Origin of the sequence: Chryseobacterium sp. RLHN22 (assembly GCF_051011795.1) — a bacterium.
Classification (GTDB): domain Bacteria; phylum Bacteroidota; class Bacteroidia; order Flavobacteriales; family Weeksellaceae; genus Chryseobacterium; species Chryseobacterium zhengzhouense.
The window spans coordinates 343,350-360,373 of record NZ_JBPCHW010000001.1; the positions used below are offsets into that span (position 1 = coordinate 343,350).

The following is a 17,024-nucleotide window of genomic DNA, read 5'->3' on the forward strand; positions in this document are numbered from 1 at the left end:
ATTTGCTCCATGAAGATAGCATTTCTCGGTCCGCAGGCAAGTTTTACGCAGTTGGCGGCTTCACAGATATTTCCGGAAGAAGAATTAATACCGCAATCCAGTATTTTGGATTGTTTTAATGCCGTAATGAATAATGAGTTGGATAAAGCCGTTGTACCCCTTGAAAATTCAATAGAAGGAACGGTTTCTATGACGTTGGATTATCTCTATAATTTCGATGTTTTTATAGAAACGGAACTGGTGATGCCTATTGCTCATCATTTGATGATACATCCTGAAAATTCAATAGTTGAAAAAATCATTTCTCATCCACAGGCATTGGCACAAACTTATCATTTCAGACACGAAAATTATCAGGGAATTCCATCGCAGGATTTTAATTCTACTGCTGCTTCTGCTAAACTGGTATCTGAAAATCCAAATGAAAAGTGGGCGGCTGTAGCCAATCGTTCTGCCGCTAAATTATATGGTTTAAAGATCATTCATGAAAATATTCAGGATTTTGAACAGAATCATACCAAGTTTGTGGTTCTATCTAAGAGCAAAGAAAGTTTAAATCTTCCCTTACAGAAGAGCTCAGAAAAAACATCTCTTATCATTACGCTTCCTGAAGATCATGCAGGAGGTCTTCATCAGGTGCTTTCCGTATTTGCATGGCGTAAAATGAACCTTTCAAAAATAGAAAGCCGCACTCTGAAAACAGGCTTGGGAAATTATTTTTTCTTCATCAATGTCGACAGCGAATGGCATCCGATTCTTTCACAGAATGCTATTGATGAATTGGTGGCGTTGAAAGCAAATGTAAAATTTTTAGGGCATTACAGTGAATATATTTTTGTAGAGTAGATTTTAATTATTAAAATTTGTGTAATTTACATCCTCTAAATTTTCACAGATGATAGACAAATTAAAATCAAAAAACACCATTACTGACGAATTTAAATACGTTGCCAAGCTTTTGAGTCGTGCAACGCTTAGTTTCTTAAAAATCAATTTAATTGGCCAGGTTTCAATTGCTGTTTTATGTATTATTACAATAGTTGTGATTGTAAGTCAAACTTTTAATAATGGTGGCGGTCCTGTTCATACAAATGGTGAAGCAGCCATTGTGGTGTTGTTTTTGGCAAGACCTATTTCTTTCGGATTGACGGTTTTGAGTATTTTGGGAGCTCCGTTTCTTCTTTTTACATTAGGAAACAAATATGTCATGTTTCGTACAATCAACAGATTAATTTCCGATAAAGGTGAACAGCTGCTTTTTCCGATTATTGACAGAATTTTAAATAAAATAAAAACAAATCAGCCACAACTAATGCAAAGCGGGGTTGATAAAACCAAACTTCAGCTTAAAGTTTTACAGGAAATAAGAGATTCTAAAGAAAACAAATGGTTTAAAAAAATCATTGCTTATGGTTTTAAAAAAGTGGAGCTTGATGAAATTGATTTTAAAGACGAAAATGTAAGTTTTACTGAGATTGTAAAGAATAAGATCATTGATAAGTTAAAAGACATTTCCGAACCAAGCCGATTGTTTTTCTATCTGATTTTAGGATGGCAAGCTTTGATTTTATTTCTTACGGTACTTAAAGTGATTTAAAATTTAATTTAAATATCACAATTCTAATGTTAAAAACTTCAATAGGAATGATTTTTGAGCGTATTTTGCCGTTCAACTTATCCTTATAGTAAAAAAATGTTTGACAAGCAGCAGCGAAAACTCAAAAGATCAGCAAAACTAATCTCAGTTTTAAGTAAATACGGTTTCAAAGATTTACTGGCAAGAATGAATGGCGGTAAAAAAACGGATGAGAAACCGAATGATTCTGATGAAGTGATTTCAAAAGGAACTGTGTACGAGCGTATTCGTCTCGCTTTGGAAGAACTGGGACCTACTTTTGTGAAGCTCGGACAAACATTCAGCAATCGTGAAGATCTGCTTCCGCCGGAACTCATTCAGGAGCTTCAAAAACTTCAGGACAGAGTAGAAGTTGTAGAAATGAATGTCGAAGAAATTCTTGAAAATGAATTCAATATTATTCCAAAAGAACATTTTTTAGAAATCAATCCGAAACCTTTGGCGACCGCTTCTATCGCTCAGGTTTACAAAGCTACTTTGATTAACGGGGATGAAGTTATTTTAAAAATTAAAAAACCGGATGTATTATCAGTCATTGAAGATGATTTGCTGCTGATTAAAGATTTGGTTAAACTGATTTCCACCTATTCTGAAATTGGGTCTAAACTAAATTTAAAACAGGCTATCTCTACGTTCGAAAAGTCTTTGCTGGAGGAAGTTTCTTTGGTGAATGAAAGAAATAATATCCATCAGTTTGCTTTAAATTTTAAGAACAATAAAGAAACCTACGTTCCCAAAGTTTATGATGAATTTTCAAACAACAATGTGTTGTGTATGGAATTTATCGAGGGAATAAAAGTGACCGATAAAGAAGAACTTCTCAAACACGGTATTGATCCCGTTGTAATTTCTGAAAGAGGTTTACAGTTATTTGTTTCTCAGATTTTAGATTACGGATTTTTCCATGCCGATCCACACGCGGGAAATATTTTGGTGAAAAAAGATGGAAAAGTTGTTTTTATAGACTTTGGCGCAGTAGGAAAAATTCAGCCGAATGATAAAGAAATTTTGGAAAGTCTCATTGTTGCTTTTGTAGCTAAAAATTCCAATAAAATTGTACGTTATCTGAAGAAAATGGCGGTAAGCTATGAAATTCCGGATGAAAGAAGATTTGAAAATGACGTCGAAGAAGTTCTCAATTTTGTTCACAGTACTTCTCTGAAAGATATTGATCCGAACGTAATTATCAACAAAATGAAAGACGTTCTGAAAGACAACAGACTGTATATGCCTGATTATTTTTATCTTTTATTTAAAGGAATCGGCTTAATAGAAGGGGTTGGAAGAACCATCAATCCTGATTTGGACATTGTAAAAAGTCTTCATCCGTACACAAAAAAAATGTTCACAAAGAAAATCAGTCCTAAAAAACTCCTGAAAAAAGGAGTGGAAAAGGTCATGACTTTTACGGATAATGTGGATGAAATACCTAAAGAATTACGTTCTGTTCTACAGAAATTGGATGACAACAGTTTTACAATTTCAAGTGAAATTAAAAATATTGAAAAGACCAATCAATTAATCAAATCGAGTATTGTAAACCTGATTTTAGCGATGGTTTTGGGTGCAAATATAATTGCAACAGCTATTGTTTTTGTATCAGAATCAGGTCCGAGAATTTGGGAGATGTCTTTGGTAGCGATTTTAGGATTTATATTTTCGGTTTTATTGGTAATTATTCTTTTGTTAAGAATTTCAAGAAAATAAATTTCCCACTAATGGCACAGGTTTTCACAGATGTTTGAAAATAAAAATTGCCACGAGTACATGAATTATCTTCTATAATTTAAAAGAAAAAATTCGTGTATTCGTAGCAATCTGGAATATAGATGTTCCGGAATTTACTGTTTAAATGCATTTAAAAGATGATAATCTGTGTAAATCAGTGAAACCTGTAGGACAAAACTTCCCGCTTACAACATCCATCATTCAGCCTTAACACCCATCATAAAAATTGTCTATCTTTGCAAAATGGAAAAACTCACTTTTGCAGATTTCGAATTACAGGAAAAAATTCTCGATGTTCTTGCTGATTTAAATTTGTTTGAACCAACTCCGATTCAGGAAAAAAGTTTAAAACCAATTCTTTCAGGAAGAGATGTGATGGGAATTGCACAAACCGGTACCGGAAAAACATTAGCTTATCTTTTACCCGTTTTGAAAACCTGGAAGTATAATAAGTCAGGAAACCCAACGGTTCTTGTTCTTGTTCCAACAAGAGAATTGGTGGTTCAGGTAACTGAAATTGTAGAAAAGCTGACCGAAAATATTACGGCAAGAGTGATTGGTATCTATGGTGGAAAAAATATCAATACCCAGAAGCTTTTATTTGATAATGGCTGCGATATTCTAGTGGGAACTCCGGGAAGAGTAATGGATTTGGCGATTGACAATGCGATTTCTCTGAAAGAAGTAAACAAGTTGATCATCGATGAGTTTGACGAGATGCTGAACCTTGGTTTCAGACCCCAGTTGACGCATATTTTTGAAATGATGAAAGAGAAGAGACAGAATATTCTTTTCTCGGCAACCATGACAGAGGCGGTTGATGATATGCTGGATGAATATTTCGCAAGTCCTGTAGAAATTTCTTTGGCTAAATCAGGTACTCCACTTGAGAAAATCGAGCAGACAGCAATTAAAGTAGAAAATTTCAACACCAAAATCAATTTGCTTGAGCATTTGTTGAAAACCAATGAAGAGATGTCTAAGGTTTTAATTTTTGCCAATAATAAGAAACACGCAGATCTTTTATTTACGAAAATAGATGAAATTTTTCCTGAACAGTTTGATGTGATCCATTCAAACAAATCTCAGAACTATCGTTTAAAGGCGATGAAACGTTTTGAAAACGAAGAAATAAGAGGTTTGATTACGACTGACGTAATGGCGAGAGGTTTAGATATTTCAGATATCACACACGTTATCAATTTTGAAACGCCTGAAGTTCCTGAACAATATATTCATAGAATCGGTAGAACGGGTAGAGCGGATAAAGACGGTAAAGCCATAACTTTCGTAACGAAGAAAGAAGAAAATTTAGCATTGGATATCGAGTTGTTAATGGATAAAGAATTAACTTATGTTGATTTCCCTGAAACCGTAAAAATTAATCCTAAGAAAATTGCTGCTGAAGAAGATAATGTAGTCATGAAAAATCCTGTTCAGGTAAAACTGAATGAAGGTGGTGGTGCATTTCATGAGAAAAAAGACAAAAACAAAAAAGAAAACTGGGGCGGACCTTCCAAAAGAAAAGCTCCTAAGAAATTCGGAGCCAACAGAGCACAACAGAAAGCAATTTCAAAGTCTAAAAGAAAGAAATAAGAAAAAACACTTCCCTCTGGAAGTGTTTTTTTGCATTTATCTTTTAAAGTAAACGATGTATTCATCATCTTTACCATCTCCGTCATAATCATCATTTTCTCCCTGAAGAGCAAGCTCAGAGCCTGTAAGGTTTAATACTCTGAAGTTTACAGTACCATCTCCTAAATTGATTGCAAGTGTTTTCCCGGATTCGTTGTAAGAATACGTTCCGTTATCATTATCAGAAACGCAGTTTCCTGAACTTGTATAATAATCATTGCTGGTAACAGATCCGTCTTCCTTGAAAGCAACAGTCGATTTAGCTTCACATGCATCAGGAATTTCTGTATCAGAAGATCCACTGCCATATTTATAAACAAACTTATTAACCTTCCAAGTTCCTACAATTAAATTCTGATCGTCATCGTCTTTTTTACAAGAGCTGAAAACGAAACCTGCAGCTATTGCTAATACTAAAATTCTTTTCATTGTTATTAAAATTTTTAAAGTTCACAAAGAAATGAATTTTTATTATATCAAACAAGAAAGATTTATTTCTAAAAAATACTTCCGGGAATAAGTGTTTTTTTTAATTATCTTGCTAAAACAAAAATGATTTTATCATCAATACCGTCATTATCTCTGTCATCATACTCACTCACAATTTGTATTTCATTTACTGTACGGCTTACTATTTCAATGTTTTCCCCATCAATCACTAATTTCTTTGCCGCATGATCATAAGTATAAGGAACTGTTTCTATACCTGTACTTACGCAATTATTGCTGGTATTCAATTCAAATATATTTGAAACCAAAGTGTTGTTTGATTTAAAATCAAAAGTACTTGTTGAATAACATCCTGAATAAGATGTGTTTGAAAGTGTTACTCCGTTGCTTCCTGAAACTACAATTTCTCTTGAAGGCTGCCATATTCCTACAATTGAAAACTCGTTATTCTGTTCGTCATCATCATTAGAACAAGAAGTAAATAATAATCCTGTAGTAAATGCAATTGCTAAAAGTTTTTTCATTATAATCTATTTGGGTTCACAAAGTAATGAATTTTTATCAATAAATTGGGTTACTTATTTCAGGAAAGAAAAAACTCCAGTAAATCTGGAGCTTAAAAGAGGTTTTTGATTTATTTCATGTAAGGACTCATGACAGAAGTCCAAAGTCGGTAACCTTCCGGAGTCATGTGGAGCATATCTTCCACGAAAAGGTCTTTTCTGATATTTCCGTTTGAATCGTTCATCACCTTGGTAATGTCTATGAAATCAGCATTTTTTTCTTTTTTCATAAACTTTGCAATCTTCTTGTTGGCTTGTTTCATTTGTGGCCAAAGATGCTCTCTGCTTGGCGAATATTTCATTGAAATATAATCTACCTGGATATTCGGGAATTTTTGCCGGATTTTTTTATAAAAAGTCTTGTACCGGTCGACTACGACATCCGCTTTTAATTTGGCATCATCTGCAAAATCATTTTCACCGCAATACACAATAATCTGTTTTGGCTGATAAGGACTTAATAAATCTTCTGAAAAATAATTAAGATCTGTTAATCTTGAACCTCCGAATCCTCTATTGATAATTATTTTACCCGGGAAGTAATCTGAAACATCCTGCCATTTGGTAAATGATGAACTTCCTAACAAAAGAATTGAATTCTTTGGTGGCGTAGTTTCCTGATCAAGTTTTTTAAAATTCTGAATATCTTGCCAGAACATGGGTTGTTTTTCCTGAGATAACATCAGGGTACATGCGAATATCAGTAAGAATACTGAAAGAATCTTCTTCATTGTCTCTAAATTTTTAACGGAATAAAGGTAATAAAAAACTCCCGGAATTACCGGGAGTTTCGTTTATCTTTTGTACGTTGTGTACGTATAATCTATTTTCATGTCACCATCCTGATCGACGTTGTCGCTCATGGTCATCATTCTCAATTCGGAGTTGCTTAAAATAACTACTTTGTAAGGTCTTTCGTTATCATTATCAAATTTTGTTACAAGCAGTTTTTCTTCGCTGTCATAGCTGTATGTACCTTCTGTTTTTGTATTGTTACAGTTAGCACCCACTCCTGTAAAAGCGTTGTAAGAAAGATAATAATCTGTTCTGAATTCCACTGTATTTTTTGTTTCACAACCGGATGGGGTGATGGTAGTGATAACCGTTTTATTGTCAGCTCCGGAAATTACTTCAGTTTTTACAGTTTTCCATTCACCTTTAAGCATATCCAATTCATATCCTTGAACGTCGTCATCCTCACATGAGGTTAATGCTAATGCAGAAAAGGCAAATAAAAGTAGGTGTTTTTTCATTTTCACAAATTTAAGAATGTGCTAAAATATAAATAAATTTGTAATATCTGTAATGAAATCAAGGTTTTTTAAGCTAAATTTTACAGAAAAGATAAATTTCTGTTTTAGGACAAATAATTAATCCAAAATGTTGTAGATAAACTTAATATTTTAGACAACAATCATCAGATAACAAAATTATCTTTAGTAACTCATCTCTACAATTTTATAGGCATCTTGCGGAGAAAGCTTTCTATATTCACCTAAACCAAGCCAGTTTCTTTCTGTGAAAGCTCTTTCAACACGTTCTGCGGTTCCTGAAAAATCTTGAGTATAATCTGAGAGTTTTGTTTGAATATTTAAGCTGTGGAAAAATTCTTCCAGTTTTACGATTCCCTGTTCAGCCTTTTCTTCTACAGTTCCATCTGTGATTCCCCAGACTCTTTCCGCATATTGTGCTAATTTTCCTTTTTTAGCTTCAAAATTATAGCGGTAATGCGATGGTGCGATCACAGCCAAAGTTCTTGCATGATCAATTCCATAATAAGCGGTCAATTCGTGTCCCATTGCATGAACGGCCCAATCGGTGATTACACCTTTCTGAATCAATCCGTTTAAAGCCATGGTACAGCACCACATAAAGTTAGCAGCAGCATCATAATTAAATTCATCGTCCATTACTTTCGGGGCTGCATTCTGAAGACTTACCAAAATACTTTCAGCAATTCTTTCCTGAAGATCTGCAGAAGATGGCGCAGTCATATACTGTTCTAAAACGTGGGTATAAGCATCAGCAATTCCGTTAGCAATCTGATTTTTTGGAATCGATCTTATAACTTCCGGATCCAAAACTGAGAACTGCGGAAATAGTCCCGGTCCGCCCGAAGATAATTTTTCATTGGTTTCTCTTCTCGAAATCACATATCCTGAATTCATTTCCGAACCTGTTGCCGGTAAAGTTAAAACAGTTCCGAAAGGCATACCTTCACCCTCAAAAGTTCTTACCGGTTTTTTTAAAATTTCCCAAGGCTCTCCAACGTAATTGGCTGCTGCAGAAATAAATTTCACACCGTCAATCACAGATCCGCCGCCTACAGCGAGAAGGTAAGTGATATTATTTTCTTTAATGAAACTTAATGCATTGATGAGAACTTCATATTCCGGATTGGCAGGAACTCCGCCAAACTCATACAACTGATGATTTTTTAACGCTTCTTTTACCTGATCATAAACGCCATTATTTTTGATGCTTCCACCGCCATAGATCATCAAAACTCTTGCATCAGATGGGATTTCGTTTGAAATTTTAGCGATTTCACCTTTACCGAAAAGTATTTTAGTCGGATTTTTAAACTCGAAATTAAGCATTGTCTAATTTATTTTTATCAAAGGTAAGAAGACATTGATAAAAACTGAGTTAATAAAATTTTAAAATTTGTATCATTAAATTTTACGCAAACTATCGGTATTTTGCTTTGATTTCATTTAAAGTATAAGTTGTTGGCATAATCTCTTTTCCGTCAGTATTGATCATTCCAAAACCATGCGTGTAGTTTTCAACTAATGCTAAATCTTTTTTAATTTCGCCGAATTTTCCGATTTTAAGATATACTGGCCGCGTAATTTGTTCTCCTTTACCGTTAATCAATCCATAAAGTCCTGTGACCGATTTTACAACTGTCAGATCAGAATGAATTTTACCAAAAGCTTCTATTTTATCGTACTCTGCAGGTGTTACTAAATTTCCTGATTTATTAATTAAACCATACAGTCCTGTAATCGATTTTACAACAGCTAAATCAGGGTGAATTTCTCCAAATTTTCCGATTTTTGAATAGATAGGAGCGACAATCTGTTTTTTGTTCTGATCTATAAGACCATAAGTCCTGGAATCTGTTTTAACCAAAGCCCAATCCTTATGATAATCACCATAAGAGTAGATCTTTTTGTATTGAGCATTCACAAAAAAATTCAAGCATACAAATACGGATAATGATACAATTTTTTTCATGGGAATTACTTTATTTATAAATATTTGGATTTTCGGGATTTAATTTCGGTATTGATCTGATTAATATTCATTAAAGTAGGCATTAAGATGAAAAAACTACCAAATGCTATAGCAATAAGCGCAAAATTTCCGGTTATAACCGCAAAATAGAAAAGGACGCAACAGGCAACAAACATTACAGCACTGATTCCTATTGCTGCACCCTGAATCTTTTTCTTCTTTGATGTTAATTCTTCCAAGCTTAGTTCTGATAATTTATTTTCTTTCTTCATGTTAGTCTAATACAATTCTGTAGTATCCGTTTTCTTTTGTAGCTGCTACATTTTCAAAATGAATCTCATCAATCTGAAATCCGTCACAATCTGTTGTTACAGATGATGATTTGATGTTAAAAAAGAAAATCGTCGTTCCTGAAGTAAACCTGTAATCTACTGTTCCGTTAAATGATCCTGCATTTTTAAGAATTATTTTTTTATCTTCAGTGGGAGTTAGCTCGACGCTGGTATAACTGTTTTGCCCGGTTTTTCGCATAATGCTGTAGCTGGTAAGAGTTCCATTAGCAATAAGATTTTCTCCCGAAGCATTTACAAATTCAAAAACAACCTTTTCCGGTGCAGTATAGCAATCTTTCTTGCATGAAATAAGAAATAAGGAAAAACACAGTAACAGCATAACATTCTTGAACATAATCTCGGTATTTTGGATTTGAATCTTACGAAACTACAAAAAATAAGGGAATTTTTAAATTAAAATTCCCTTAATATTGAAAAATATTGATCTTGTTTTGTTATTAAATCACTCTCATTAAAGCATAATTTATTTCATAATAAAACTATTGCAGTACAATCTTATAATACCCGTTTGCATCGATTACATCGATGTCGATACCGGTGAAAGTTAGCTTATTGATTTGATAGCCATCGCAGCCACCTTTAAATTCTGACGATTCTATTGAAAAATCAAAATTTTTGATATTAGAAAAGAAATTATAATTTTTTGTACCGTTGTAAGCACCCACGTTTTCCAGAAGAATCTTGTCGTCATCTGTTTTGCTGAGCTCTATTCCTGTCTGGTTTTCTTCATTAATAGTGTAAGTTGTAAGTGTTCCGTTTGTGATAAGATTTTCACCATTAGAATCAACAAACTCAAAAACGATTGGTAGTGGAGGATTGTAGCAATCTTCGCCACAGGCAGTGAGAAGAATAGTGATTAAAAAGAAAACAAATATTTTTTTCATAGGATTGATGCCTTATTATATGATTGTTAAGAGAACTATTCCCAAAATTAATTAATATTCATGCAATAATTTAATATTTGTTTTAAATTCTTATTGTTATTTATCTGTAAAATTCCCACATTTGTTATATGATACACGACAAACGCGCAGAAAAATTCAGGCAGATCGTGGAAAATAAGTTCCAGATCTACAATTCATTGTTTATGAGCCTGCCTTATGATAAAATGACGAATATCGGGATGTTGCTTCCGTTTCTTTGTGAAGAAAGCAAGATCGGTTACGATCAGGGGAAAACTCCGGTAGAAATTGTCGAAGAATTTTTTAAAAATCATACCGATTTAGAATCGGAAGAACAGAAACTTGAACTGCTTTTTAAAATCATTCAATATATTGAAAGACAGGTAGTTCTGTTTGATAGTATTGAAGATGCTGCATTTCCCGGATTGCATTCTGAAAGTGACAGCGGAACAGTTACCAATCTATACGAAAGATCATTTCATGATCACAAGCTTGAAAAAGTACGTGAAAAGCTGAAAGATTTTTCCGTAAAAGTTGTTTTCACCGCTCACCCGACTCAGTTTTATCCTAATTCTGTGCAGCGAATCCTTCATGATTTGAGAAATGCAATAACGAACGATTCAATTACCAATATCGATACACTTCTACAGCAATTGGGCAAAACGCCATTTGTAAATAAAGAAAAGCCGACACCGATTGACGAAGCGATGAGTATCATTTATTACCTGAGATATGTGTATTATGATACGATTGGTGAATTATTTACTAAAATAAAGTCGACATTCAATAATGATCATTTTCATCTGCATGAAGACCTTATCCAGCTTGGTTTCTGGCCGGGTGGTGACCGGGACGGAAATCCTTTTGTGACTGCAGAAGTCACTAAAAGAGTTGCAGAAGAGCTTCATTCTGCTATTTTAAAAGCGTACTATAATCATCTGAAATCTGTCAGAAGAAGACTCAGTTTCAGAGGGGTTTCGGATGTTCTGACTAAACTAAGTAACGAATTGTACGCGGCTATTTTCAGAAACGAAAAAATGACGGCAGATCAGATTGTCAACAGAATAGAAGAAGCTGAAAAAATTCTTACAGAGCAGCATAATTCTTTATTCATTGAGGTTTTATATGATTTTAAAGACCGTGTGAAGATTTTTGGAACTCATTTTGCGACTTTAGATGTACGACAGGACAGCAGAATTCATCAGAAAGTTATTGATGAAGTGTTTGCTAAAGTTACCGGAGACATTAATGCAAGTAATGAAGATAAGTTTAATAAATTAATTCACATTTCGGAAAGCGTAAATCCTGATGATTTTGAAGATATTGTAAGAGATACTTTACTGACCGTTTCTCAGGTTTCAGAAATCCAGCAACTAAATGGATTGCGAGGAATGAACCGTTATATTATTTCCAACTCTGATGCCGTAAAGGATGTGATGAATGTATATGCATTTTTCAAAATTTGCGGTTACAAAGATGAGGAAATCAATATGGATATTGTACCGCTTTTCGAAACAATGGAAGGCCTTGCGAATTCTGAAAATGTAATGAATGAATTGTATCAGAACTCCATCTACAAAAAACATTTGGAAAGAAGAGGAAATCAACAGACGATTATGCTTGGTTTCTCTGATGGCACAAAAGACGGCGGTTATCTGAAAGCAAACTGGGAAATTTATAAAGCAAAAGAAGTTTTAACAAAATTATCAGAAGAGAACGGAATTAAAGTAATTTTCTTCGATGGACGTGGCGGCCCACCTGCAAGAGGAGGCGGTAAAACCCATGATTTCTATGCTTCACAAGGTAAAACAATTGCCAATAATAAAATTGAACTGACAATTCAGGGACAAACCATTACAAGTATTTTCGGAAATAAAGAACAGGCAAAATATAATTTTGAACAACTTCTTACAGCCGGGGTGGAGAATGACGTTTTCAAAAACTCCAAAAAAGATTTAACCGAAAAGGAAAGGGCATTAATAATAGAATTGGCAGAAATCAGCTATCAGAAATATTCGGATCTTAAAGCTCACCCTATGTTTGTGCCTTATCTGCAGGAAATGAGTACCCTGGAATATTACGGTAAAACCAACATCGGAAGTCGCCCATCAAAAAGAGGTGGTGGAAATGAGCTGAAATTTGAAGATCTTCGTGCTATTCCGTTTGTTGGATCATGGTCTCAGCTGAAGCAGAATGTTCCCGGCTTTTTCGGATTCGGATTTGCGATGCAACAAATGAAAGAACAGGGAAGGTTCGAAGAAGTAAGGGAGCTTTACAAAGGTTCTGATTTCTTTAAAACACTTGTCTTAAACTCAATGATGAGCATGAATAAGACCTATTTTCCGTTGACGTATTATATTAAAGATAACCCGAAATTTGGCGCATTCTGGAACATTTTGTTTGATGAATATTCACTTTCTAAAGATATTATGCTGGAATTAACAGGGTTTAAATTACTACAGCAGGAAGATCCGATTTCCAGAAAATCGGTGAAAATTCGTGAGCGAATTGTTTTGCCTTTGTTGAGTATTCAGCAATATGCCTTAATGAAAATCCAGAAAGGTGAAGGTAACAAAGAAGCGTATGAAAAGCTGGTAATGCGTTCATTGTTTGGAAATATCAATGCAAGCAGAAATTCAGCTTAAAAGATTTAATTGTAATTTAATAAACGTATCAGAAAATCTGATACGTTTATTTTTATAAATAAATTGGTATTATTGTAGTTTAATTCAAATCACAATGAAAAAAATATTTTTCCCTTTAGTTATTATTGTGTCTTTTTTGCAGAACTGTAAAAAAAACGAAGAAATTAATCCTGTAAATAAACCCAAAGAATTAATCACAAATTCTATTGTGCCTGAGCGATCTTTAAAGGAAGAAAAGCCTAATAAACCTGAGGATTTTGTTCCGAAAGGCTTCAGAATTTTTGAAAAGACGGAAGGTGATCTTAACGGCGATGGTGAAGCAGACTGTGTATTAATTATTAAAGGAACCGATAAAGATAAGTTTATTAATCATGAATACCGTGGCGAATTAGACCGTAACCGAAGAGGATTGGTTATTCTTTTCAAAAAAGGAAATCATTATACTTTAGCCCTGAAAAATGAAACCTGTTTTTCATCTGAAAACGAAGAAGGAGGGGTTTATTTTGCTCCGGAGTTGGTGGTTTCTGCCGAAAAAGGAAAATTATTTGTTCATTATGCTCACGGAAGATATGGATATTGGGCTTATACTTTTCAATATAGAAATTCAGATTTTTATTTGATTGGATACGATTCTAGCGAGAATCACGGTCCGATAGTACAAACAATTACAAGTATAAATTATCTTACGGGTAAAAAACAGGTTAAGGATAATATCAATAAATATGAAGGTGATGCCGATGAAGTTTTTGAAGAAACTTGGACGAAAATTGATTCGAAAAGGCTGACGAAATTATCAGAAATTAAAGACTTTGATGATTTATTATAGAAACTAATTCAAAAAAATAACCTCCCGAGATTGGAAGGTTATCTATTTTTTTAATTTTTAGTGATTTCCTGTTCGTTAGAAGTATTTACTAAAGTAATACTAGTAGGTGTTACCAAAGGAATTCCATCCGCATCAAGCCGTTTTTTTATCTTCATTAATGCTTCGCTTTTGATGTGAACCATATTAGCACCAACTGCAATCCAGAATTTTGCTTGTAACGTGAAGATTCCCTGTTTCAGACTGGTAAAAATAACTTCTGAAGTTTCTACACGGTCTATGTTTTCAAGATTTTTAATGACATCTAAAATTCCTTCCTGTGCTTTTGTAATATCTTCATCTGCAGGAATTTCAAAGTCTAAAATTATTTTTCTCTGCGGCGATGCTGTAATGTTTGAGAATGGCGCATTAAAGATTACCTGATTCGGAATGTAGACTTTCTTTCCGTCATCACTGATAATTTTTGTTGTCAGAAAACCAATGTCCATTACTGTACCTGAATTGTTCCCTAAAATGATATAGTCACCGACTTTAAAAGCTTTATCAATTCCGATCAGCATTCCTGAAAATATACTTGAAACCAGATCTTTCAAAGCAACCCCTGCAATAACCCCTGCAACTCCTAAACTACCAATAAATTTCCACAGGAAACCACTGAATCCCATAATTTCAAGAGCGATAAAAGTTCCCATCAGAATAATAATAAATCTGAAAACTCCGATCACCGTTAAAACCGAGCCTTCATTTCTGCTTTTAGGGAATACTTTATGCATGATTTTTACCGCAAGCTTACTAAGATATTTGCTTGTAATCAGGAAAAAACTGAAAACCAAAATCCCCACAACAAGTTTTGGAGTGAGTTTTGCAAATGTGATATACCAGTTTTCTAATACTTTGTAAACCGTATCTATATAGCTCCAGCCATTTTCCATAAACGTAAAATTATTTTTATTTTAAGATTTTTTTTAAGCAAAAATTTTGCCAGTTGTAAAAAGTCTATTAAATTTGTAGACTAATAAAACGAAATATTATGTCAATCAAATTAGGAGATATCGCACCGAACTTTCAGGCAGATTCATCAGTAGGAAATTTAGATTTCTATGAATATTTAGGAAACTCATGGGGAATATTGTTTTCGCATCCCGCCGATTTTACTCCTGTTTGTACAACAGAATTAGGCTTTACTTCAAAATTGCAGTCTGATTTTGAAAAAAAGAATACCAAAGTGATTGCCTTGAGTGTAGATGGAGTAGAAGATCATAAGAAATGGATTGAAGATATTAACGAAACTCAGAACACGGAAGTGAAATTCCCTATTATTGCCGATAAAGACAGGAAAGTTTCGGAGCTATATGATTTTATACACCCCAACGCTTCTTTAACCGCAACGGTGCGTTCTTTATTAATTATTGATCCTGAGAAAAAAGTAAGATTAATTATTACATATCCCGCATCTACAGGAAGAAATTTTAATGAGATCAACCGTGTTTTAGATTCATTGCAATTGGTAGATTCTCACAAAATTGCAACTCCTGTTAATTGGAATGATGGTGATGACGTTATAATTCCACCAGCAATAACTACGGAAGATGCTAAAAATATTTTTCTTAAAGGGGTTACCGAAATAAAACCTTATTTGCGTTATACACCGCAACCTAATAAATAGGCTTAGATTTTTTATTTATTATATATAGTTTAGTTTAATTGAAAAAGCGGCTCAGAAATTCTGAACCGCTTTTGTAGTTTATTATGATAATAGTTTATCCTTATCTTACATCGTTAGCAATATCTTTTGCCTTCGAAGTTGGTAAATAGATGCTGAAACCAACATTAAAAGTAATATTTGAATTCAGACCTTCATTGCCAAATCCTGTTTGTCCCTGATATTTTACTAATCCTTCAAGACCGATGTTTGGCGTGATAAAATATGAATAACCAGGGCCAACTCCGAAATCTAAACCTGTTGTAGAGTTTCCGTTTTCAACAGAAGAACCTCCGATTCCCACATTACCTTCAAAGAACCAACGACCGTGGTTTAATAAATTATCAACTCCTTTTTCGCCCGGTGATAAAAAATAACGTCCTAAAGCTCCAACTCCATAATCAAATCTTGTCGGGCTTCCGTTTGTTACTTTACTGATTCCAAGATTTACATATCCACCGACTGCAACGTTATCTTCTACAAAATATGCTCCTTTTGGCTGTAATGCAATGCTGTAACCACCACCTGTATTTAAACCGAAATTACTTGAAAGCAAGCTGCTTCCTACCATCCAGTTGCCTTTTTGAATCTGTGCATTTGCTGTAGTAGCCAATCCTGCAATCGCTAATATTCCTGTAAAAATTAACTTTTTCATAATTTATAATTTTAATAATTAATGTTTATTATTTTTGATGAAAATTGAAATCCAATTAATGTGCCACAGAGCTGTTTCAGGGACATTTTTTTCAATTTTTTGTGATACATTAATTATGAAAAAAGTTAAAGACTATAGTTATAATTATAAATTACAGCTTTTATATAAGTAGCAGAATAATAGAAATCACCAGACCGGCAATGGTGAATTTAACCCCTCTTTTGAATGGTTTGCTTTTAGGATTGAACATCCAGAAGCTTGAGATTACGAAGAAAAATAAACAGATTCCGAAAAATGCATTTAAGGGAGAAAGGCGGTCTTCTGATTTTGCTTTATGAAGCTTGGTCATTTTATCTAAGACAAAAGGAAGCTCTTTTTTTGTGTAATTTGCTTGCCCTGTAAGAGTATTGTAAGATCCTTCTTTAAACCGAATAATATTATTTTCAGTTTTCAGCACTTCGAAATTTTTTATTTTGAGCTCTTTTCCAAGTTCTTTTTCGGAGAGGTTTTTCGCAATTACTTTATCATAAATCTTTTCTCTTTTAAGAAAATCTGTGTCTCTGTAGATAAGTAATACTCCGCTTAATGCATAAATTACCATGATTCCTGCCATAAAATATCCCAGATATCGGTGGGTAATTCTCATGAAACTTCTTGTGTCCTTAATTTTATCCATTTTTTTAATAAAG

The 17,024-nt window shown here is 33.8% G+C and carries 19 protein-coding genes; 7 read left to right on the forward strand and 12 right to left on the reverse strand.

The features are described 5' to 3' along the window. Positions 1-9 precede the first annotated feature (9 nt). The 4 genes from pheA (at position 10) to ACR1PN_RS01410 (ending at position 4,960) form a co-directional block, all read left to right on the forward strand. A complete protein-coding gene (gene pheA / locus ACR1PN_RS01395; RefSeq protein ID WP_433978560.1) occupies positions 10-846 on the forward strand; it encodes a prephenate dehydratase in 837 nt (278 codons plus the stop codon). A gap of 49 nt (positions 847-895) precedes the next feature. Next, complete coding sequence (locus ACR1PN_RS01400) at positions 896-1,597, forward strand: hypothetical protein (RefSeq protein ID WP_433978561.1); 702 nt, start codon at positions 896-898, stop codon at positions 1,595-1,597. Between the two features lie 96 nt (positions 1,598-1,693). Next, positions 1,694-3,343, forward strand: coding sequence for an ABC1 kinase family protein (locus ACR1PN_RS01405; RefSeq protein WP_433978562.1), 1,650 nt, complete (start codon positions 1,694-1,696; stop codon positions 3,341-3,343). Positions 3,344-3,607: 264 nt separating this feature from the next. After that, positions 3,608-4,960 carry a DEAD/DEAH box helicase gene (locus ACR1PN_RS01410; protein ID WP_378172862.1) on the forward strand — a complete coding sequence of 451 codons (1,353 nt, stop codon included), beginning with the start codon at positions 3,608-3,610 and terminating at the stop codon, positions 4,958-4,960. A 36-nt stretch (positions 4,961-4,996) separates the two neighbouring features. On the opposite strand, the gene ACR1PN_RS01415 is transcribed toward ACR1PN_RS01410, so the two are convergent. The 9 genes from ACR1PN_RS01415 to ACR1PN_RS01455 form a co-directional block, all read right to left on the reverse strand. Further along, positions 4,997-5,428, reverse strand: a complete 432-nt coding sequence (locus ACR1PN_RS01415) for a lipocalin family protein (RefSeq protein WP_378172858.1) — start codon at positions 5,426-5,428, stop codon at positions 4,997-4,999. Positions 5,429-5,532: 104 nt separating this feature from the next. Next, entirely contained in the window at positions 5,533-5,973 is a 441-nt protein-coding gene (locus ACR1PN_RS01420; RefSeq protein ID WP_433978563.1) for a lipocalin family protein, read from the reverse strand. Between the two features lie 110 nt (positions 5,974-6,083). After that, positions 6,084-6,743, reverse strand: coding sequence for a GDSL-type esterase/lipase family protein (locus ACR1PN_RS01425; RefSeq protein WP_433978564.1), 660 nt, complete (start codon positions 6,741-6,743; stop codon positions 6,084-6,086). Between the two features lie 63 nt (positions 6,744-6,806). Then, positions 6,807-7,265 carry a lipocalin family protein gene (locus ACR1PN_RS01430; RefSeq protein ID WP_433978565.1) on the reverse strand — a complete coding sequence of 153 codons (459 nt, stop codon included), beginning with the start codon at positions 7,263-7,265 and terminating at the stop codon, positions 6,807-6,809. 183 nt (positions 7,266-7,448) lie between these two features. Further along, complete coding sequence (locus ACR1PN_RS01435) at positions 7,449-8,612, reverse strand: iron-containing alcohol dehydrogenase (RefSeq protein WP_433978566.1); 1,164 nt, start codon at positions 8,610-8,612, stop codon at positions 7,449-7,451. Positions 8,613-8,703: 91 nt separating this feature from the next. After that, entirely contained in the window at positions 8,704-9,255 is a 552-nt protein-coding gene (locus ACR1PN_RS01440; protein ID WP_433978567.1) for a WG repeat-containing protein, read from the reverse strand. A 14-nt stretch (positions 9,256-9,269) separates the two neighbouring features. Further along, positions 9,270-9,527 carry a hypothetical protein gene (locus ACR1PN_RS01445; protein ID WP_433978568.1) on the reverse strand — a complete coding sequence of 86 codons (258 nt, stop codon included), beginning with the start codon at positions 9,525-9,527 and terminating at the stop codon, positions 9,270-9,272. A gap of 1 nt (position 9,528) precedes the next feature. Then, positions 9,529-9,942, reverse strand: a complete 414-nt coding sequence (locus ACR1PN_RS01450) for a hypothetical protein (protein WP_433978569.1) — start codon at positions 9,940-9,942, stop codon at positions 9,529-9,531. A gap of 145 nt (positions 9,943-10,087) precedes the next feature. Continuing rightward, positions 10,088-10,492, reverse strand: a complete 405-nt coding sequence (locus tag ACR1PN_RS01455; protein ID WP_433978570.1) for a membrane lipoprotein lipid attachment site-containing protein — start codon at positions 10,490-10,492, stop codon at positions 10,088-10,090. Positions 10,493-10,620: 128 nt separating this feature from the next. Between ACR1PN_RS01455 and ACR1PN_RS01460 the strand changes: the two genes are divergently transcribed. Beyond that, a complete protein-coding gene (locus ACR1PN_RS01460; RefSeq protein ID WP_433978571.1) occupies positions 10,621-13,155 on the forward strand; it encodes a phosphoenolpyruvate carboxylase in 2,535 nt (844 codons plus the stop codon). Positions 13,156-13,249: 94 nt separating this feature from the next. Next, positions 13,250-13,981 (forward strand): hypothetical protein, encoded by a 732-nt coding sequence (locus ACR1PN_RS01465; RefSeq protein WP_433978572.1) that lies wholly within the window; start codon positions 13,250-13,252, stop codon positions 13,979-13,981. 50 nt (positions 13,982-14,031) lie between these two features. On the opposite strand, the gene ACR1PN_RS01470 is transcribed toward ACR1PN_RS01465, so the two are convergent. After that, complete coding sequence (locus tag ACR1PN_RS01470; protein WP_433978573.1) at positions 14,032-14,910, reverse strand: mechanosensitive ion channel family protein; 879 nt, start codon at positions 14,908-14,910, stop codon at positions 14,032-14,034. Positions 14,911-15,008: 98 nt separating this feature from the next. Between ACR1PN_RS01470 and ACR1PN_RS01475 the strand changes: the two genes are divergently transcribed. Continuing rightward, a complete protein-coding gene (locus tag ACR1PN_RS01475; RefSeq protein WP_433978574.1) occupies positions 15,009-15,644 on the forward strand; it encodes a peroxiredoxin in 636 nt (211 codons plus the stop codon). A gap of 100 nt (positions 15,645-15,744) precedes the next feature. Here ACR1PN_RS01475 and ACR1PN_RS01480 read toward each other — a convergent pair whose 3' ends face one another. Both ACR1PN_RS01480 and ACR1PN_RS01485 read right to left on the reverse strand, forming a co-directional pair. Then, on the reverse strand, positions 15,745-16,335 hold the full coding sequence (locus ACR1PN_RS01480; protein WP_433978575.1) for a hypothetical protein: 591 nt from the start codon (positions 16,333-16,335) through the stop codon (positions 15,745-15,747). A gap of 160 nt (positions 16,336-16,495) precedes the next feature. Continuing rightward, positions 16,496-17,011, reverse strand: a complete 516-nt coding sequence (locus ACR1PN_RS01485) for a hypothetical protein (RefSeq protein WP_433978576.1) — start codon at positions 17,009-17,011, stop codon at positions 16,496-16,498. Positions 17,012-17,024 lie beyond the last annotated feature (13 nt).